Genomic DNA, 18263 nt, shown 5'->3' on the forward strand with positions numbered 1-18263 from the left:
AGGTGGTTTGTCGTTGTGCCCGGATATCGTGGTGATCATGGCGCAGATCCGCTGCCTCCAGGGCGACGCGACCTCTCCGCAGGCCAAGGGGCCCAAGGTCATCGCGCACGTCTGCAACAACAGGGGCGGTTGGGGCAAGGGGTTCGTCCTCGCGATTTCCAAGCGCTGGCCGGAGCCCGAAGCCGCCTACCGGCGCTGGCACCGCGACCGCGCCGGCAACGACTTCGGGCTGGGCGCGACCCAACTCGTCCAGGTCCGACCTGACATCTGGGTCGCCAACATGGTCGGCCAGCACGGCGTCAAGACCAGCCGGAGCTCCGGGCCGCCGATCCGCTACGAGGCAGTGCAGCAATGCCTCCGCCAACTGGCCGCACAAGCCGCCGAGCTCGAAGCGACCGTCCACATGCCTCGCATCGGCTGCGGCCTGGCAGGCGGACGATGGGACCGCATCGAACCGCTCATCGTCAGCCAACTCACCGACGCCGGTATCGCCGTCACCGTCTACGACACGCCCTGACCCCGAACACCCGTCTCGGCCCTCCAGAAAAATCTGAGATCTCGGTGGCGCGGATGTCGAGAAGGCGGGTTCGGCTCCGTCCCAGGGGCACGAGCGGCCGAGGACGGTCCGCTCGACGGCACCGAGACAGGAGCGACGACCATGGAGCAGCACGAGATCGACGAGATCCTGAACCGCCCGTTCAGCCGGGAGCTGCTGGCCCGCGACGTGACCCGCCTGGCCTACGTCGCCAAGGACGGCACGCCCCGCAACGTGCCGATCGCGTTCGTCTGGAACGGCTCGGAGATCGTCATGTGCACCAGTAAGAACGCCCCGAAGCTGGCGCACCTGCGCGAGCGTCCGGAGGTGGCGCTCACGATCGACACCGAGGTGCACCCGCCGAAGATCCTGCTCGTCAGGGGGCGCGCCGGGTTCGACGTCGTCGACGGAATCCCGGCCGAGTACCTTCAGATGAACGGCAGCTACGCGATGACGGCCGAGCAGCGCGTCGAGTGGGAGGCCGAGGTCCGCTCGCTCTACGACGGCATGGTCCGGATCGTCGTCACGCCGACCTGGGCGAAGCTCATCGACTTCGAGGAGACGCTGCCCACCGCGGTCGAGGAGCTGGTCCGGCAGCGGGCCGAACGCCGGAACGCCTGACCGGAGCGGCCGACGGGAGGAGAAGACGATGGCCAGGTACCTGCTGCTCAAGCACTATCGGGGCGCTCCCGCGTCGGTCAACGACGTGCGGATGGACGAGTGGACCCCGGAGGAGCTCACGGCCCACGTCCAGTACATGGAGGGCTTCGTCGCGCGGCTGGAGGCGGCCGGCGAGTACGTCGAGAGCCAGGCGATCTCCCCTCGGGGCGCGTTCGTCCGCTCCGGCGGCGAGGGCCGCCCGCCGGTCACCGACGGCCCCTTCGCGGAGACGAAGGACCTGATCGCCGGCTGGATGGTGGTCGACGTCGAGACCTACGAGCGCGCCCTCGAACTGGCCGCCGAGCTGTCCGCGGCGCCCGGCGCGGGCGGGAGGCCGGTCCAGGAATGGCTTGAGGTGCGGCCGTTCTTCGCCGCGATGCCCACCGTCACCGAGTGAACACGCCGCTGCTGCGCGAGCTCGTGCCCGCGGTGATCGGTGTCCTGGTCCGCCGCGGCGCCGCCTTCGCGTCCGCCGAGGACGCCGTGCAGGAGGCCGTGATCCGCGCGCTGGAGACCTGGCCGGACGATCCGCCGCGCGATGCGAAGGCCTGGCTCGTCACCACCGCGTGGCGCAGGTTCCTCGACGCCGCCCCGTCCGAGACCTCCCGGCGGGGAAGGGAACTGGCCGTGGAGGCCGAGCCGCCGACGGGACCGGTGCCGGGCGCGGACGACTCCCTGTGGCTCTACTTCCTGTGCGCGCACCCGTCGCTGCCCCCCGGTTCGGCCGTCGCGCTGACGCTGCGCGCGGTCGGCGGCCTGACGACCCGGCAGATCGCGACGGCGTACCTCGTGCCCGAGGCGACCATGGCCCAGCGGATCAGCCGTGCCAAGCGCCGCATCGCGGGCCTGCCGCTCGACCGTCCCGGCGATCTGGCGACGGTGCTGCGGGTCCTCTACCTCGTCTTCAACGAGGGCTACGGCGGGGCCGTCGACCTGGCGGCCGAGGCGATCCGCCTGACCCGGCAGCTCGCCGCCGCCGCCGACGAGCCCGAGGTCGCGGGGCTGCTGGCGCTGATGCTGCTGCACCACGCGCGGCACGCCTCACGCCTCGGCCAGGGCGGACGGCTGATACCGCTCGGTGAGCAGGACCGGTCCCTGTGGGACACCGGACTGATCGCCGAGGGCGTCGCGATCCTTCAGGCGGCGCTGGAACGCGACCGGCTGGGCGACTACCAGGCGCAGGCCGCGATCGCCGCCCTCCACGCGGACGCCCCGAGCGCCGCCGAGACGGACTGGGTGCAGATCGTGGAGTGGTACGACGAACTGCTGCGCCTCACCGACAGCCCGGTGGTGCGGCTCAACCGCGCGGTCGCGGTCGGCGAGGCCGACGGACCGCGGGCCGGTCTGGCGGAGCTGGGCAAGGTGGATTCCGGCCTGCCCCGGTGGATCGCGGTTCGCGCCTATCTCCTCGAACGCGCCGGCGACCTGGCCCAGGCCGCCGAACTGTATGCCGAGGCGTCCCGCGCGGCCACCAGCATGCCGGAGCGCGACCACCTCACCCGCGAAGCGGCCCGGGTGAGGCAGGCCCTGCGCTCGTAGCGGTTCGCCGTGGCGAGCGTCCATCAGCCCGCCGGGTCTTCGTAGCGGGCGGCGACGGCGGCGGCGCGGTCGCGCAGCGAGGTGCGCAACCACTGCGGGGCGAGGACTTCCGCACTGCCGGCGACCTGCCACATCGCCCACACGGCGTGCCTCGAATCCTGGAAGGTCACCTCCAGCCGCAGCCGGCCGTCCGCCTCGGCCTCCTCGGTGAGGACGGCCAGCGCGGTGCCCGCCACCTCGTCCCGCCGCGCCGGGTGCAGCCGTACGAGGACGGCGACCTGGTCGCCGCCCGTCCGGAACCGGGTGCTGCGCTCCTGCCAGGCAAGGCCCAGATCGACCCGCTCCGTCCGGTCGGCGGGTTCGTCGAGTTCCTCGGCGGCCGAGATCCGTGACAGCCGGTACGTGCGGTCCGCGCCGGACCTCGTGGCCAGAAGGTAGCCCTGGCCGCGCACGGTGACCAGGCCGATCGGGTCCACCGTGCGCCATTTGGGGGTCTGGTCCACGGCCGCGTACCGGATGCGCAGCTTGTGTCCGGCGAACACCGCGCGCCGGACCTCGGCCACCACGGCGTCCGGCACCTCCTCAGTGACCTCCCTGCGGGAGAGAAGGTCGGTCTCCGGGTCGATGAGCAGTCGCTGCGCCGCCCCGGCCGCGGTGTCCCGATGGTTCTCGGGCAGGGCGTCGACCACCTTCAGCATGGCCGACGCGAGCGCCGACCCGAGACCGAACGCCTGCGCGCCGCGCCGCGACCCGGCGACCAGCAGGGCGAGCGCCTCGTCGTGGTTCAGCCCGGTGAGCTCGGTCCTGAACCCGGGCAGCAACGCGAACCCGCCGTGCCGGCCGCGTTCGGCGTAGACGGGGACGCCGGCCGCGGACAGCGCCTCGACGTCGCGCAGCACGGTCCGCGTGGACACCTCCAGCTCGCGGGCCAGCACCGTCGCGGACAGCCGGCCGTGCCGGCGCAGCAGCAGCACCAGGGAGACCAACCGGTCCGCACGCATGCGAGAAACCTACCGAATACATGACAAAGGATGTCGTGATTCGTTGGGAGGCTCTGACCAGGACGTCAAAGAGCGTCCACCGAGCCGACGAACCGAGTGGAGCTGATACGGCGATGGAGCGAACGACGGTCAACCCGTGGACGTGGTCGATGGACCTGGGCTACAACCAGGGCGAGGTCGTCTCCGGACAGACCCGGACCCTGTACTGCTCGGGCCAGACCGCGATGAGCCCGGACGGCGAGCCCCGGCATGACGGCGACATGGCGGCACAACTGGCACTGAGCCTCGACAACATGGAGGCGGTGCTGGCCGAGGCCGGCATGTCCCTGGCGAACCTCGTCCGCCTCGGCGTCTACACCACCGATGTCGACCTGCTCTTCCAGCACTACGGCGTCCTGGCCTCCCGCCTGGGCGCCTCCGGGGTGGCGCCGTCCACCACGATGCTCGGCGTGACCCGCCTGGCGATCCCCACCTTGATGATCGAACTGGAGGGGACCGCCGTCGCCTGACCTCTCCGGGCCCGGCGGGCCGCCGGCGACGAAGTGCCTGCTACGTTGCGCTTCATGACAACGTGCGTGCTGGCGCGGGCGTTCGTGAACGCTGAAGGGGACCACGGCAATCCTGCCGCCGCGACTCCGACGGCACCGTCTGGCTGACCGCACCGGCGGCCTGGTCCAAGCCCTGGCGGCACTGCCGGATGGACGACCCCGAGCAGATCGACGCGCTGACCGGGCTGCCCGACGGGGAGGACTTCACCCAGGTCTGGGCCTGGATGGACGAGCCCGTGGGCCGGATCCGGGCCCGCCTGTGGGCGCCGCGCATCGGCAAGGGCGAAGACGAGGCGTGCGGCAGCGCCTCCATGCTGCTGACGCTCAAGCTGGCTCGCCCGCTCGAAGTCCTGCACGGGCGTCACCGCTCGCGCATCCTGACCAGGCCGGTGGACGAAGAACTCGTCGGCCTCGGGGGCCGTTGCGTTCTCGACCCGCCGTCCGCCGAGGTCCAGGCCAAGGTCGACGCCTTCTACGGCCCCGCGTAGGAAGAGAAGCGTCCCGGCTTCGGGCGGCTCGATGCCGCCTTTCGCCGGGACGCCCTGTGCAGGCCCACGGAGCTCCAGCTCAATGGGCCTTGGGATGACTCCTCCCTGTCGTGCGGTCGTCGTCAGACCGCGCCGTTCCTGACCTCAGGCGCCGTCCGCGGCGCCGTCAGGCGATGGAAGGGCGGGCGGACGAGTCGAGCCCGCCGCCCACGACGGGGACGCCGGCCCCGCCCGGCAGAGGGCGCAGCCGGTCCTTGTCGACCTCGGCGACGACGACCTTGTTGCCGTTCACCGCCTCGGCGATCTTGAAGTCGGCCAGGAGGCTGGAGAACCTGCAGGCATCGGCGTCGCTCATCCCCGTGACGGTGACGAGGTAGTCGACGAGCTCCCGGTTGGCGATCCTCATGGCGGCGTAGAGATCCTCGTGGATCCCCGTGCACCAGATGTGATCGTCGCTCTCCGCGCGCGGGTACTTCAGGAGCGCACCCTTGTGCACGATGAACTGGACGGTCACCGCCATCGAGTGCTCGATGGCGGTCTGGTCGACCTCGCCGTGACCCTGCGCGCCGTGGGTGTCGCCGATGTAGAACATCCCGCCCGGCCGGAAGACCGGGAGGTACAGCGTCGAACCCGCGACGAGATCGCGAAAGTCCATGTTGCCGCCCCACCGGTCGGGGGGATCGGCGGAGACGATGCCGACCGAGGCCGGCGGCGCGACCGCCATGATCCCCGCGAACGGCTTGAAGGGGACCTCGACCCCGCCCCCGAAGGGGTAGAAGCGCTGCTCGGGGTCGAGCCGGAACAGGCGGGTGGATCGGCTCTCCAGCAGATCGCCGAGCATCCCGTGGTCCGGCCCGGTGATGTCCACGCCGTAGAGGACCCGCGGCGAGACATCCAGAACGCGGATCTCCAGAACGTCGTCCGGTTCGGCGCCCTCGATGGCGATCGGCCCGGTGAGGATGTGGCCGCTGGACCCTTCCGGGCGTGACATCGACGTCATCTCCAGCAGCTCGGGCAACACCTGGTCGGCGGGCACCCCCAGTGACTTGAAGTAGGCGACCGGCCCTCCGGGGGCGGTCACCCCGACCCAGCTGACGGTGTTGATGGTGACGCACGCACCGGACTCCACCGTCAGTACGGGTTCCGGGTCGGGGGTGGAGAGCCCCCAGCCCGCGGTGTTTCGACTGGTCTCCAGAACGGCCGGCTTCTGCTAGCCGTCCCGGGGCCTGCCGGGCATCTCAGTCATGCGAGACACTCCTTCTCTCGTTTTTCAGGCGCTTGGCCTTGCCGCCTTGTGCGGCCTTGCAGCGGAGACCGTCCGTTTCCCGCCCCACCCGGCAAGGCGAGGAGCGCCGGGCCCGTCTAGGGGCCCGGCGCTCCCGGGTGTCGTGTGCGGGGTGTCAGATGCGGGTCATCGTGGACGTGTATCCACCGCCGCCCGGGTAGACCCATTCGCCGGTGAGGGAGTCGCCGTCAGGGCTGAAGGCGCCCTCGAAGTAGGCGGGACTGCCCTTCGCGCCGCCCCAGATGGTCAGTTTGTCGCCGGTGAGCTCGTAGACGTAGTCGAAGGTGTTGCCGAACGAGTCGTAGTACCGCGACATCACGTCCTCGCCGGCGGGCTCGCCGAACGGGCGGAGGTTGCCGATCACTTCGATGCCGGTGGCGGGCTCGCCGAACTGGGTGAGGTCGACGTGCTGGAGCAGGAAGAAGCCGCCGGGCATCCACTCGTAGCGCACGGTCCCTTCGGCGCCGCCGGTGACCTTCCAGGTGCCGACCAGGCGGTCGAGGGCCCGCACCTCGGCGCTCGGCTGCTCGTTCCCGTTCGGGGCGGTCTCGTTCGGGGCGGTCTCGTTCGGGGCGGTCTCGTTCGGGGCGGTCTCGGACATCGCGTCCTCCTCTGTGTGGATGTTCGCCGGTACCTCGGAGCGGCCGGACGCTTTCGGTCATGGCACAGGTGTGGCGTAGGTCACTTCCCCGCGGTGTCGAGATCCGGGGCCCGGCCCCGAGGTAGCGGCGAGAACCCGTCGTCGAGGAGGAATCCATGGTCTCCGCCACCACCGCCACCGCCCCTTCGGCCCGCGCCGCCCGCCGGACGTCCCGCGCGCTGGCCGCCGGCGCGCTCGCCGGGCCGCTGTTCTTCGCGTCGGCCGTCACCCAGATGGTCCTGCGGGACGGTTTCGACATCACCCGGCACCCGATCAGCCGGCTCGCCACCGGCGGGCCCGGCTGGATCCAGATCGTCACGTTCGTGCTCGCGGGCCTCGGCGGCGTCGCGCTGGCCCACGGGCTCAGGCGCACGATCATCGAGGGGGTCGGGCGGCGGGCGCTGCCCGTCCTCGTCGCGGTCTTCGGGCTCGGCCTGGTCGCCGCCGGGCTGCTCCCGATGGATCCGGAGAAGGGCTTCCCGGTCGGCACCCCGGAGGGGCCCGTCGCCCAGATGTCCTGGCACGGCGTCGCGCACTCGGTCGCGGCGGCCGTCGCCTTCACCGCCCTGGCGGTCGCGGCCGTCGTGATGACCGTCCAGATCGCGCTGAACGGCGCGGTCGCCTTCACCTGGACGACCGTGGTCGCGCTGCGCCTGCGCCGCCGGGACATACACCCGGATTGACCTGGCTATATAGCCGGAACCGCCCGCGCGTCGCCGAACCGAGGGGAGAATCTTCATGAAGTACCTGCTGCTCAGCTACACCCCGGCCGCCGCCTGGGACGCGGGCGCCGCCGACTCCGCGTCGGAGGAGGCGCTCGCCGCGTTCGCCTGGTACCAGAAGTTCGAGCAGGAGCTGACCGAGACGGGCGAGTTCGTCACCAGCGAGGGGCTCGGCCATCCGCTGGTCAGCACCACGGTCCGCCGGGCGCCGGACGGCGTGGTCGCGACGGACGGGCCGTTCGCCGAGCTCAAGGAGGTCCTGGCCAGCTTCGCCGTGATCGACGTGGCCGGCCGGGAACGCGCCGTGGAGATCGCTTCGCGGATCGTCGAGGCGCTCGGCGAGCCGATCGAGATCCGGCCGATCATGGGGGAGGAGTTCACGGCATGAGCGGCGACGTCGAGCACCTGCTGCGCACGGAGGCGCCGCAGGTGCTCGGCGCCCTGGTGCGGCGCTTCGGCCGGTTCGACGTCGCCGAGGACGCCGTGCAGGAGGCCCTGCTGGCCGCCGGCAGGGACTGGCCCGTCCGGGGCGTGCCGGCGGACCCGCGGAGCTGGCTGATCAGGATCGGCTACCGGCGGATGGTCGACCTGCTCCGCTCCGACCAGGCCCGGCGCCGGCGCGAGTACGAGGCCGGTATGGCCGAGCAGGCCATGGGGGACCCGGCCCGCCACGCCGGTCCCCCGCAGGAGGCCGATGACAGCCTCACCCTGCTGATGCTGTGCTGCCACCCCGCGCTGAGCACCACGTCCCAGGTCGCGCTCACGCTGCGCGCGGTCGGCGGCCTGACGACCGCCGAGATCGCGCACGCCCACGGCACGAGCGAGGCCACCATGGGGACGAGGATCAGCCGCGCCAAGCAGCGGCTGGCGCGCGCCGGCGCCCGCTTCACTCCCCCGGCCGCCGCCGACCGGGACGCCCGGACGGCCGCCGTGATGCAGGTGCTCTACCTGATCTTCAACGAGGGCTACACGGCCACGGCGGGCCGCGAACTCGCCCGCGTCGACCTGACGGGAGAGGCGATCCGGCTGACCCGCATGCTGCACGCGTCGCTCCCGGACGACGCCGAGGCGACGGGCCTGCTGGCGCTGATGCTGCTCACCGACTCCCGGCGGCGAGCGCGCACCGGCGCCGACCGCGAACTGGTGCCGCTGGACGAGCAGGACCGCGCGCGCTGGGACCCCGCCCTGATCCGCGAGGGCACCGAGCTGATCGACGGCGTCTGGAACCGCGGCGCGGCGGGCCCGTACCGGCTCCAGGCGGCCGTCGCCTCCGTGCACGCGGCGGCCGCGTCGCCGGAGGAGACCGACTGGCCGCAGATCGCGATGCTGTACCTCTGGCTCGAACGCCTCACCCCCACCGCGCCGGTCCGGCTCAGCCGGGTGGTGGCGGTCGCCCGAGCGTACGGACCGGTCCGGGGCCTGGCCCTCCTGGACGACCTCAACGGCCGGCACCACCTCGACCGCGACCCCCTCACGCGGCAGCGCGAACGCGCGGTGCGCGCCCACCTCCTCCAGATGACGGGCGACACCGCGTCCGCCGCCGCCCTGTACCGCCAGGCCGCCGAGCTGACCGGCAACGAGGTCGAGCAGCGCTACCTGCTCGGCAAAGCCGACCGCCTCACCTGACGCCCGGCGAGGAACGGGCGGCGGCGCTGGAGACGGTCAGGGAATCCGTCGCGCTCATCGCGGCGGACCCCACGTCACGCGACGCCTCACTGGTGTGAGTCGGCCTCTTCGGTGAATTGCAGGACGCGCTCGTTCACCCGGTCGGCGCATTGGCCCGAGACGGCGTGCGTGGCCTCGGGCCACAACTCTGCCCGGACGTGAGGAATCAGTTGCCGCGCTCGCTCGTGGGCGCTGGTGGGGTCGTGGATGACACTGCGGCCGGCGACGATGGCGAGGATCGGCATGCGCAGTGAGCGAAGCTGAGCGTCCTTGAACAGGGCTGGTTGCGGTGTCGCCTTGCGGTATCCGCGCATCGCGGCGTCGATGACGCGGCCGACGGGGTCCGCGAGCGGGTCTGCGCCCTGGCCGTCGATGTAGCGCAGGAAGTGGGGAGTCGCCCGCCGTGACAAGCCCGGGATCAGTGTGGGGATCGTGCGCAGGATCAGGGCGAGCGGCATGCGGGCCAGCGTGTTGACGGGGTCGAGCAGGGTCGCCGATGCCACCCTCCGAGGACGGCGGACGGCCAGGTTGCAAGCCGTCCAACCGCCCATCGAGACACCGGCCAGGTGAGCGCGGGCCAGGCCGAGGCCCTCCAAGGTCTGGTCCAGCCATGCGGCCTGGTCGTCCGCGTCGCGGATGGGGGCCGTCTGGGTGCCGGCGCCTGGTTCGCCCAGCAGATCGACGGAGAAGACGGTGCGCCGCTGCGCGAGCGGCGCGATGTTGGGCTCCCAGGAGACCGTCGTCCCGTTGGCGCCGTGCAGGAGCACGAGCGGCAGGCCGGGGGCGGAACCGAATCGGTACGCGCGGACCTCACCGAACGCCGTGCGCACGTCGTGGGTCCCGACCGGGGACGGCAGGAGCCGCATGCCCTCCGTGTAGGCGGCTCGAAAGCGTCGCTCCGCGGCCGGAGACCTGAACCGGCCGATCCGGTCGGGCATGGCGCACCCCCTCGTCAGCAATATGATCTTATTGCAAAAGGGAGGCGCGCATGCCGAGGCGGGTTGACCACGACCGGCGGAGGGCGGAGTTCGCCGAGGCCGTGTGGCGGGTCGCGGCGGAAGCAGGGCCGGCCGCCGTCACGATGAGCGCGGTCGCCGCCGAGGCCGGGACGTCCGTCGGCCGGATCCAGCACTACTTCCCGGGCAAGGACGATCTCCTCGCCGCGGCCTCCGCGGCTCTTCGTGATCGGATCGACCGGCGCGTCCGGGACGCGGTCGGGCGCGTTCCCGATCCCGCGGACGCGACGGCCACGCTCCACGCACTGCTCATGGCCCTCCTTCCGGTGGACGAGGAGCGCCGCGCGACCGCACTGGTCGGCGCCGCCTTCTTCCACCACACCCTGCGCCATCCGGAGTCGTCCGCCCGCCACCGCCAAGGGCACGAGCTGATCGTGTCCGCCGTGGCGGACCGGCTCCGGCGCATGGGGACGCCGCCGTCCGGCGACGATGTCGAGCGGGAAGCCCGGCTCCTCGTCGCGCTCGTCCAGGGGCTCGCGACCCAACTCCTGCTGGGCCACATCGGCGCCGGGGAGGCCGACGCGATCGTCCGGCGCCAGCTCGTCCGCCTCCAGGCGACCGGCACGCCGCCGAGCCGTGGCGACCGCTCGCCCGCTTGAGCATGTCCTACTTTTTCCTGTAATTGCGTTTTTCTGTAATCGGCGGGAGGGCCGCGGGGTCTCCTCTCACGTGGCCGAGCGGTTCGGTCCGGTGTCGCGGAGGGACGGGGATGGACGGCGGCGAGGAGCGGCTGGTCGCGGCGGCGCAGGCGGGGGACGCGGCGGCGAGGGAACGGCTGGTGTCGGCCTGCCTGCCCCTGGTGTACAACGTCGTCGGCCGGGCGCTGGACGGCCACGCCGACGTGGACGACGTCGTCCAGGACACCATGCTGCGGATGCTGAACGGCCTCGGCGGCCTGCGCGACCCGTCGCGGTTCCGGTCCTGGCTCGTGGCGATCGCGATGAACCAGGTGCGGCGGCGCTGGTCGGCGAACCGGAGGCGTCCCGCCGTCGGCCTGGACGCGGCGCACGAGATCCCCGATCCGGGCGGCGACTTCGTCGAGACCACCATCGTCCGGCTCGGGCTGTCCGGGCAGCGCAGGGAGATCGCCGAGGCCACCCGGTGGCTGGACCAGGCCGATCGCGACGTGCTCTCGCTCTGGTGGTCAGAGGTCTCCGGCCGGCTGACCCGCACCGAGCTCGCCGCGGCCCTGGACGTGAAGCGGCGGCACGCGGCGGTGCGCGTGAACCGGATGAAGGAGCAGCTGGAGACGGGACGCCTGGTGGTCCGCGCGCTCGCGGCGACGCCGCCGTGCCCGGGCCTCGCCGAGCTGACCGCCGCGTGGAACGGGCGGCCGACGCCGGTGTGGCGCAAGCGGATCGCGCGTCACGCGCGCGGATGCGACGCCTGCCGAGCGCACGGGCAGAGACTCGCCCCGGCCGAGGCGCTCCTCGCGGGCATGGTCCTCGTCCCGCCCCCGGCCCACCTCTCCGCGGCCGAGATGGCGAGGTTCAAGCCGTCGGGCGCGGACGCCGCCCTGCACGCGTCGCGCGGCGCCCGGACCGCGGTGATCGCCGGGACGGCCGCTGTCGTGGCGGGCGCCGCGGCCGTCTGGTTCCTCGCCATGCCCGGCGACGAGCGGCGTCCGTCCGCCGCGCCCCCGAGCACGCCCGCCGCCACCCCGAGCCCGACGGCGGCCTCCCCTGAACGGCCGTCGCCCGCCCCGTCCAAGACCCGCCGCTCGCCCAGGCCGCGCAAGACGGCCAAGGCGCCCCTCAGCCCGGGGCGCCAGGTCATCCGGCTCGCCAACGTCCAGCGGGCCCGGCACGGCTGCCGCCCCCTGCGCGAGAATCCGATGCTGACGAGGGCGGCGCAGAAGCACACCGCCGACATGGCCGCCCGCCGCGTGCTCTCCCACGACGGCGGGGGCGGGCAGGACCCGGGGGCCCGCATCACCGCCGCCGGATACCGGTGGCGGGCCTGGGCGGAGAACATCCAGCGGGGCGCCGCCACGCCGTCCTCGGCGGTGTCGAGCTGGATGACCAGCTCCTACCACCGCGCCAACATCCTGAACTGCGGTTACACCGAGATCGGCGTGGGCGTCGTCTCCGGCTCCGGCGGCCCGTGGTGGACGCAGGACTTCGCCTCGCCGCGGTGAGACGTGCGCGCCGGACGGATCCGCGAGGGCCCGCGGCGCGCACGTCTGCGCACGTCAGCGGGTACCGAAGTTCTGCGTCCAGTACGGCGTCCCGGACTTGAGCGCCACGCCCACGCCGATGTTCCTGAACCGGCAGTTCAGGATGTTGGCCCGGTGCCCGGAGCTGTTCATCCACGCGGACATGACGGCGGCGGGCGTCCGCTGGCCGTAGGCGATGTTCTCGCCGTAGGTGGACCAGCGGTAGCCGGCGGCGGTGATCCGGTCGCCGGGGTTCCCGCCGCTGGGATCGGTGTGGTCGAAGAAGTTCCGGGCGACCATGTCCTCGGAGTGGCCCTGCGCGGCGGCCTGGAGCCGGGAGTCGACCGTCAGGGCCCCGCAGCCGTTCTTGGCGCGCTCGGCGTTGGTGAGGGAGACGACCTGCTGGGCGAGCGTGCCGCCGCCGCTGCCGCCGGGAGCCGTGGAACGGGGCGCCGCCGGTGTGGTCGGCCGCTTCTTCACCGGACGCTTCGTGACGTGCTTCGCGGGCTTCCTCGCGACGGTCGAGCGCTCGGCGGTCCTGGAGGCCTTGGGCTTGCCGGCCGTCGCCTTCGGCCCGGCGGAGGACGGCGGGGCGGGCGCGGGCGCCGCGCGGTCGGCGACCGGCTGGGAATCGGCCGGGGCGTCGGAGGAGCCGGAGACGCCGTAGGCGACCCCGGCCGTGAGGGCGAGCACGCTCGCGCTCGCGCCGACGGCGGCCCACCGGCGCCCGCTCGGACGCGTCGCCCGCCCGTAGCTTCCGCGACGCGTCCGGGGGCCCCGCCTCGACCCCGCGTTGTTCCTCTCGCTCACGTCGGCCTGCCTTCCAGATTTCCAGGGATTTGTCGGACACCTGGGAGACCCGGCCGCCGCGCACGGATAACAGAAACCAAACCCGAAATCGGAAAATCATGACTCACCTGCGGAAACGCCCGCCGGCTCACCTTCGGGAGCCTCTTCAACCCGTTCGCCGTGGGGCGCGCGGTGTTCACGCCGTCCAGGCCGGACCGCGTCCACGACCCGGCGGTGAAGAGGGTGCAGGTCTGGCGAACGGTCGTCGGGCTGGTCGCCGTCACGTGGATGCTGGCGTCCTACGGGCTGGCGTCGGATCCCAACGACGTGATGGACGACCGCTTCGCCCAGATCCGGACCACCCTCATCACGCTGGCGGTGACGTTCCCGATCGCCGTCATCGTCTTCGTCGCGGCGGCCCGCCCGCCCAACCGGCGGCTGTTCCTGCGCCGCGCGGTCAAGCCCGCCGGGGCGCTGCTCGCGCTGTTCGTCACACTGGGCGCGCCGAGACTGATCACGGGGATGGGCTGGGTGACCGAGGACACGGACTGGACGGCGTCACCCCGGCGGGTGGTGCTGCTGTTCGCGATCGGCGCCTTCCTGCTGTGGCTCGCCCCGTTCGGGCTCTACGGCATCGCGCAGTCGCTGGTGCACGTCTTCCGGACCGCGGACCTCCACGACATGGTTCCCCCGCTGCTCGCGACGCTGCTCGTCTGTGAGGTCGCCGTCTTCGACATCTTCCAGGGCGCCTACGGCAGCGTCCCGTTCGCGGTGAGGCTGGGCTTCGTCCTGGGGGCCCCGCTGTCCGTCACCGTCGTCGCGATGTAGGAGTTGCGGCGGCTGCGCACCCGGCACGGCATCACGCTGCGCGGCGCGCTCCTGCGCTGAACCGGCGCGGGCAACGCCATCGGCGTTCGATCCCGCACCTCACGCGATCATGACCGCTCCGCTACTGGGACCGTGCCATTTCGCGTGCTCTCATCGCAGTGCGTCCCCCCGATCTCGACCGGCGCCCGCTGCACCGCGTGTGAGAGAAAGGCGGTACGAAGGTGGAACGCGAGCATTACGGCCCCCTTCTGCGGCTCGCCTATCTGACATTGGACGACGGCGACCACCCGCTCCCGCGCGCTCGCCGGGCCGCCGCCGAAGCCATGCGGGTGCGGCGCGGCGGTTACCCGGCCATGCGGGCGCGGCTCGCCGCGATCCTCCTCACGGACCCGCCGGCCGGGCGGCATCGGCTGCACGGTCTCCTCTTCGAGCCGGCACGGATCGCGCCGGGGCCCGTCCGGGCGGCGCTGCCGGAATTCCCACCGCACGAGCGGCTCGCCTACCTGCTGTGCCGCGACGGACTCACCGCTCCCGAGGTCGTCGCGGAGCTGAACGTCCACGTCCCGGTCGGTTTCGGGGACGTGGACCGGATCATCGGCGCCGTGGGCGCCCGGACGGAGATGGACGAGGCCGCGCAGCGAGCCGAGATCGAGGCGTTCGAGCCCGACCTCGTCCGGCTGCGTCCGCCGCTCGCCGTCCCGCGCGCGGGACGTGTCCCCGGGGTGGGGCCGATCGCGGCGGGCCTGGTCGCGGTGGGCCTGGTCGCGGCGGCGCTGCCGGCGGTCGCCGGGGCCGTCCTCACCCGGGCGGGCGAGGGCCACGGCGCACCCGCCGTGATCGGTCCGGGCGCGTGGCGGGCGAGCGGCTCGCCCACCGTCCGCGACTGGCCCTCCCAGGGCGGGCTGCTCGACGACGCGAAGTTGCTGCGGCGGGCGGCGGACGCCTGGCGGGACGACCGCCGCGAACCGCCGGCCGGCCGCGTCGCCGTCCTGTACGCCGGGACGGTGGACGGGGCCTCCCTCGTCGTCCTGCGCGACTCCCCCGGCCCGCGGGACACGCCCAGCGTGGCGCAGTACTTCGAGCGGCGGCTGTCGCGGGGCGTGGAGTCGGTCCGCAAGCTCGGGACGGACGAGGGGCAGCTGGTCATGGTGGGCATGACGTGGCGCTACCTCGTTCCGCCATGGCTGCGCGACGTGCGGGTGGCGGTGCCGTCCGGGCGGTCCCCGTACTGGCGGCCGGTGGCCGTCCGGGACGGGCTGAGCGCACCGCTGCCCTGGCGATGGTTCATGCCGAGCTGCCAGAACTCCCTGGTGTTCCAGATGACGTCGGGGTCGCGGACGGTCACCCAGTTCGCCTCGAACGATCCGCGGTCGGCGGCGCCGCGCGTGTGGTTCCGGGACCCCGCCGAGCAGGGGAGGCGGTCGGGGTGGGCGGCGCTGAACGCGGTCGCCTGCGCGGGGGCGGCGACGCTGAGCGAGTCGGGCGACCTGCGGCTCGGGCGGCTCTGGAGCGGCGAGCTGCCCGACGGCGGCGGCCGCGCGACCCTGCTGACGGTGGACGTGTCCTCTCCGTGGGCCGCCCCCGGCCGCTCGGTCCTGATCTCCGAGGACGGGCGGGCGCTGTCCGGGCGGGGCGGGACGAACAGCGACTACGCCTCGTCCAGCGGCACGGCGGCCGCCGCGGTGTGGTGGCGGTCGCCCCGCCGCTGGCATCTGGTGGCCGCGGCGGGACCGGGCGTCGCGCGGCTGAGGTCGGTCGGCGAGCTGGGCCCCCACGAGGGCGCGGCGGAACGGAGGAGCGGGACTCCCCTGCTCATGGTGCCGGGCCCGCGCGACGGCGCCGAGGCCCGCCTGCCGGGCGTCCAGGTCGTGGCGTACGAGCCGGACGGAGACCGCACCGCGGTCATCCCCCGGTGACCGGGGCCCGGCCGGGGCCGGTCACTTGAGGTTCGCGGCGAGCGTTCCGTCGGGGCCGAACAGCTCCTCGCGCCAGCGTTCCAGCAGCTCGGTGCTGTCGAAGTCGTCCGGGTGGAAGCCGGGCCTGTTGTAGGCGCGCAGGCGCCGGATCACCTCGCGCTTGAGGAACGGCGAGTGCCGCAGCGCGGCGAGGCTGCGGCGCAGCCGTCCCGGACGGTAGGTGGCGGGGTCTCCCAGCAGCGAGACGAACGTGCCGGTGACCATGAGGAACAGGAACCCGGCGCTGATGACCCGCATGGTCCGGACGCGGGTGCGCTCGGTGCCGCCGACCTGCCGGAAGACGTCGAACGCGACGGCCTTGTGCTCGGACTCCTCCAGCGCGTGCCACAGCAGGATCGACCGGACGCCGGTGTCGCCGAGCAGCTCCCGCGCGCGGGGGTCGGTGAGCAGGCACTCGGCGGCGGTCGCGGTGTAGTGCTCCAGCCCGGCGGTGAAGCCGAGGCGGACGATCGGCGGCAGGAAGCGTTCCGCGAGGCCGAGGTCGCGCCTGACGACGGCGGAGATCCTGTGGGTCGGGTAGCCCATCGCGCGCAGGGTCTTGTTGAGCCGGTCGTGCTCGCGGCCGTGGACGACCTCCTGCCCGATGAACCCGCGCACCTGGGCGGCGAGGTCCGGGTCGGTGATCCGGTCGCGGTAGTGCCGCACCGACCGGACGAAGAAGTCCTCGCCGGGCGGGAACGTCGCCGACAGCAGGGCCACGAGGTGGCTCATGACCAGGTCGCCGTCCACGTAGTGGCGGCGCAGGGATCCCTTCGGGTGCTCGAAGGCGACCCGGCGGGTCTGGATGGCGGGCGGGGTCATGCGGACCTCTCCTCGGGCGCGGGGGACGTGTCGGGGGCCGCGTAGACGTAGTCGTCCAGCGGAAACGTGCGAGCGGCCTGCGCGGCCTGCGCCGCACTCGTCGGTCGCAGATAGGGCGTGTCGCCGTGGTGGTCGAAGTAATAGGAGTTCGCGGTCGCGCAGCCGTTGGTCGCCCACAGCGAGCCGGCGAGCCGCTCGCGCATGCGGTTCGTCCAGCGCTCGGTCGGCTCGGGACGCACCTCCACCGATGTCGCGCCCCGGCGGCGGGCCTCCTGGATCACGCGGACGACGTGGGCCGACGTCGTCTCGACGAGCTGGTGCCAGGTGCCGCCGACCCAGCCGTACGGGCCGAACATCATGAAGTGGTTGGGCAGCCCGGGGATGCTGATGCCCTCGTAGGACGCGAGCCGGTTCTCGGTGTAGAACGTCGCGAGGTCGAAGCCGTCGCGGCCCCGCACCGGGGTGCGGCGGTAGACCTCCGGGTCGCTGGCCAGGCGGAACCCCGTCGCGAGGACGATGGCGTCCACGTCGCGTTCGCGGCCGTCCTCGGTGCGGACGCCCGTGGGGGTGACCCGGTCGATGGCGTCGGTGACCAGCGCGACGTCCGGCCGGTTGAAGGTCCTGAGGTAGGTGTTGGAGACGGACGGGCGCTTGCAGCCGAGGCCGTAGCCGGGCGTCAGCCTTCGGCGCGTGCCGGGGTCCCGGACCTGCGTCCGGTACCAGAGGGATCTGGCCAGCCGCGCGCCGCCCTGCGCGAGGTACGGCGCCCTGCCGTGCCCGACGACCAGGTCGACCAGGATCTTCTCGACGCCGCGCGTGGCCGTGCGGCGCACGGCGTCCTGGACGCGCGGCGCGCGCCGGAACAGCCACCGCACCGGGCGCGGGACGGGCGCGTCCAGCTTGGGGCCCACCCAGATCGGGGTGCGCTGGTAGACGTCGAGGCGGGCGGTCCGGGGCGCGATCTCCGGGATGATCTGGACGGCGCTGGCGCCCGTCCCGATGACGGCGACGCGCTTGCCGGTCAGGTCGTAGCGGTGGTCCCAGCCGGACGAGCGCAGCACCCTGCCCGCGAAGTCGTCGAGGCCGGCGATGCCGGCGGGTCTGGGGTCGACGAACGCGCCGATGGCGCTGACGACGAAGCGGGCCGTCACCTCCCCGGCGGGCGTCCGCAGGCGCCAGAGTCCGGCGGCCTCGTCCCAGATCCGCTCGGTGACCTCGGTGCGCAGGCGGACGTGGCGGCGCATGCCGTACCGGTCGGCGAGCCGGTCGAGGTACTCCTTGACCTCGGAGCCCGGGGCGAACACCCGGCTCCAGCGCGGGTTGAGGGCGTAGCTGAACTGGTAGGCCTGTGCGGGCACGTCCACGCCGATGCCGGGGTAGACGTTGTCGCGCCACGTCCCGCCGATGTCTCCGGCGCGCTCCAGGATGACGAAGTCGTCGATGCCGGAGCGCCGGAGCGCGATCCCCATCCCGATCCCGCTCAGCCCGGCCCCGATGATCGCGACCTCGGCGTCCGGCACGGCGTCCGGCACGGCGTCCGGCACGGCGTCCGGCACGGCGTCCGGCATGGCGTCGGGCATGGCGCACCTCCTGTTATTGGAGCACTTGTCGAATA

The 18263-nt window shown here is 73.0% G+C and carries 20 protein-coding genes; 13 read left to right on the forward strand and 7 right to left on the reverse strand.

The annotated features are described in order from the left end of the window. The first annotated feature begins 37 nt into the window (after positions 1-37). From ACQEU6_RS26665 to ACQEU6_RS26680, 4 genes are all read left to right on the forward strand, one after another. Positions 38-517 (forward strand): macro domain-containing protein, encoded by a 480-nt coding sequence (locus tag ACQEU6_RS26665; RefSeq protein WP_499335767.1) that lies wholly within the window; start codon positions 38-40, stop codon positions 515-517. Between the two features lie 141 nt (positions 518-658). Continuing rightward, complete coding sequence (locus tag ACQEU6_RS26670) at positions 659-1156, forward strand: pyridoxamine 5'-phosphate oxidase family protein (RefSeq protein WP_499335768.1); 498 nt, start codon at positions 659-661, stop codon at positions 1154-1156. Positions 1157-1184: 28 nt separating this feature from the next. Further along, positions 1185-1592 (forward strand): YciI family protein, encoded by a 408-nt coding sequence (locus ACQEU6_RS26675; protein ID WP_499335769.1) that lies wholly within the window; start codon positions 1185-1187, stop codon positions 1590-1592. Next, positions 1589-2734, forward strand: a complete 1146-nt coding sequence (locus ACQEU6_RS26680; RefSeq protein ID WP_499335770.1) for an RNA polymerase sigma factor — start codon at positions 1589-1591, stop codon at positions 2732-2734. The genes ACQEU6_RS26675 and ACQEU6_RS26680 overlap by 4 nt, the downstream gene beginning before the upstream one ends. A gap of 23 nt (positions 2735-2757) precedes the next feature. Here ACQEU6_RS26680 and ACQEU6_RS26685 read toward each other — a convergent pair whose 3' ends face one another. After that, complete coding sequence (locus tag ACQEU6_RS26685; protein WP_499335771.1) at positions 2758-3735, reverse strand: helix-turn-helix transcriptional regulator; 978 nt, start codon at positions 3733-3735, stop codon at positions 2758-2760. Positions 3736-3848: 113 nt separating this feature from the next. Here ACQEU6_RS26685 and ACQEU6_RS26690 point away from each other — a divergent pair, with 113 nt between their 5' ends. Together ACQEU6_RS26690 and ACQEU6_RS26695 are read left to right on the forward strand one after the other, a co-directional pair. After that, positions 3849-4244, forward strand: coding sequence for a RidA family protein (locus ACQEU6_RS26690; protein ID WP_499335772.1), 396 nt, complete (start codon positions 3849-3851; stop codon positions 4242-4244). 188 nt (positions 4245-4432) lie between these two features. Then, entirely contained in the window at positions 4433-4771 is a 339-nt protein-coding gene (locus tag ACQEU6_RS26695; RefSeq protein WP_499335773.1) for a hypothetical protein, read from the forward strand. Positions 4772-4937: 166 nt separating this feature from the next. Here the strand turns inward: ACQEU6_RS26695 and ACQEU6_RS26700 are convergent, their stop codons facing one another. Both ACQEU6_RS26700 and ACQEU6_RS26705 read right to left on the reverse strand, forming a co-directional pair. Continuing rightward, positions 4938-5900, reverse strand: coding sequence for an acetamidase/formamidase family protein (locus tag ACQEU6_RS26700; protein ID WP_499335774.1), 963 nt, complete (start codon positions 5898-5900; stop codon positions 4938-4940). 271 nt (positions 5901-6171) lie between these two features. Beyond that, positions 6172-6657 (reverse strand): hypothetical protein, encoded by a 486-nt coding sequence (locus ACQEU6_RS26705; RefSeq protein WP_499335775.1) that lies wholly within the window; start codon positions 6655-6657, stop codon positions 6172-6174. 155 nt (positions 6658-6812) lie between these two features. Between ACQEU6_RS26705 and ACQEU6_RS26710 the strand changes: the two genes are divergently transcribed. The 3 genes from ACQEU6_RS26710 to ACQEU6_RS26720 are packed head-to-tail and all read left to right on the forward strand — an operon-like array spanning position 6813 to position 9044. Continuing rightward, positions 6813-7379 (forward strand): DUF998 domain-containing protein, encoded by a 567-nt coding sequence (locus ACQEU6_RS26710; protein ID WP_499335776.1) that lies wholly within the window; start codon positions 6813-6815, stop codon positions 7377-7379. Between the two features lie 55 nt (positions 7380-7434). Beyond that, positions 7435-7806 (forward strand): YciI family protein, encoded by a 372-nt coding sequence (locus ACQEU6_RS26715; protein ID WP_499335777.1) that lies wholly within the window; start codon positions 7435-7437, stop codon positions 7804-7806. After that, positions 7803-9044 (forward strand): RNA polymerase sigma factor, encoded by a 1242-nt coding sequence (locus ACQEU6_RS26720; protein ID WP_499335778.1) that lies wholly within the window; start codon positions 7803-7805, stop codon positions 9042-9044. Before ACQEU6_RS26715 ends, ACQEU6_RS26720 begins: the two co-directional genes overlap by 4 nt. A gap of 86 nt (positions 9045-9130) precedes the next feature. Here ACQEU6_RS26720 and ACQEU6_RS26725 read toward each other — a convergent pair whose 3' ends face one another. Beyond that, a complete protein-coding gene (locus ACQEU6_RS26725; protein ID WP_499335779.1) occupies positions 9131-9913 on the reverse strand; it encodes an alpha/beta fold hydrolase in 783 nt (260 codons plus the stop codon). A 158-nt stretch (positions 9914-10071) separates the two neighbouring features. Here ACQEU6_RS26725 and ACQEU6_RS26730 point away from each other — a divergent pair, with 158 nt between their 5' ends. Then, positions 10072-10698 (forward strand): TetR/AcrR family transcriptional regulator, encoded by a 627-nt coding sequence (locus ACQEU6_RS26730; protein WP_499335780.1) that lies wholly within the window; start codon positions 10072-10074, stop codon positions 10696-10698. A 110-nt stretch (positions 10699-10808) separates the two neighbouring features. Continuing rightward, the gene (locus ACQEU6_RS26735) at positions 10809-12236 is read left to right on the forward strand and encodes a sigma-70 family RNA polymerase sigma factor (protein WP_499335781.1); all 1428 of its coding nucleotides are present in this window, start codon (positions 10809-10811) and stop codon (positions 12234-12236) included. Positions 12237-12290: 54 nt separating this feature from the next. Here ACQEU6_RS26735 and ACQEU6_RS26740 read toward each other — a convergent pair whose 3' ends face one another. Then, the gene (locus ACQEU6_RS26740; protein WP_499335782.1) at positions 12291-13064 is read right to left on the reverse strand and encodes a CAP domain-containing protein; all 774 of its coding nucleotides are present in this window, start codon (positions 13062-13064) and stop codon (positions 12291-12293) included. Between the two features lie 159 nt (positions 13065-13223). Between ACQEU6_RS26740 and ACQEU6_RS26745 the strand changes: the two genes are divergently transcribed. Continuing rightward, on the forward strand, positions 13224-13871 hold the full coding sequence (locus tag ACQEU6_RS26745; RefSeq protein WP_499335783.1) for a hypothetical protein: 648 nt from the start codon (positions 13224-13226) through the stop codon (positions 13869-13871). Between the two features lie 221 nt (positions 13872-14092). Continuing rightward, positions 14093-15787: a hypothetical protein gene (locus ACQEU6_RS26750; protein ID WP_499335784.1), complete on the forward strand. Its 1695-nt coding sequence runs from the start codon at positions 14093-14095 to the stop codon at positions 15785-15787. 21 nt (positions 15788-15808) lie between these two features. Here ACQEU6_RS26750 and ACQEU6_RS26755 read toward each other — a convergent pair whose 3' ends face one another. Together ACQEU6_RS26755 and ACQEU6_RS26760 are read right to left on the reverse strand one after the other, a co-directional pair. After that, on the reverse strand, positions 15809-16648 hold the full coding sequence (locus ACQEU6_RS26755) for a metal-dependent hydrolase (RefSeq protein WP_499335785.1): 840 nt from the start codon (positions 16646-16648) through the stop codon (positions 15809-15811). After that, positions 16645-18228: a flavin-containing monooxygenase gene (locus ACQEU6_RS26760; RefSeq protein WP_499335786.1), complete on the reverse strand. Its 1584-nt coding sequence runs from the start codon at positions 18226-18228 to the stop codon at positions 16645-16647. The genes ACQEU6_RS26755 and ACQEU6_RS26760 overlap by 4 nt, the downstream gene beginning before the upstream one ends. Positions 18229-18263 lie beyond the last annotated feature (35 nt).

It is taken from the genome of Spirillospora sp. CA-108201, assembly GCF_050936235.1.
Lineage (GTDB): Bacteria > Actinomycetota > Actinomycetes > Streptosporangiales > Streptosporangiaceae > Spirillospora.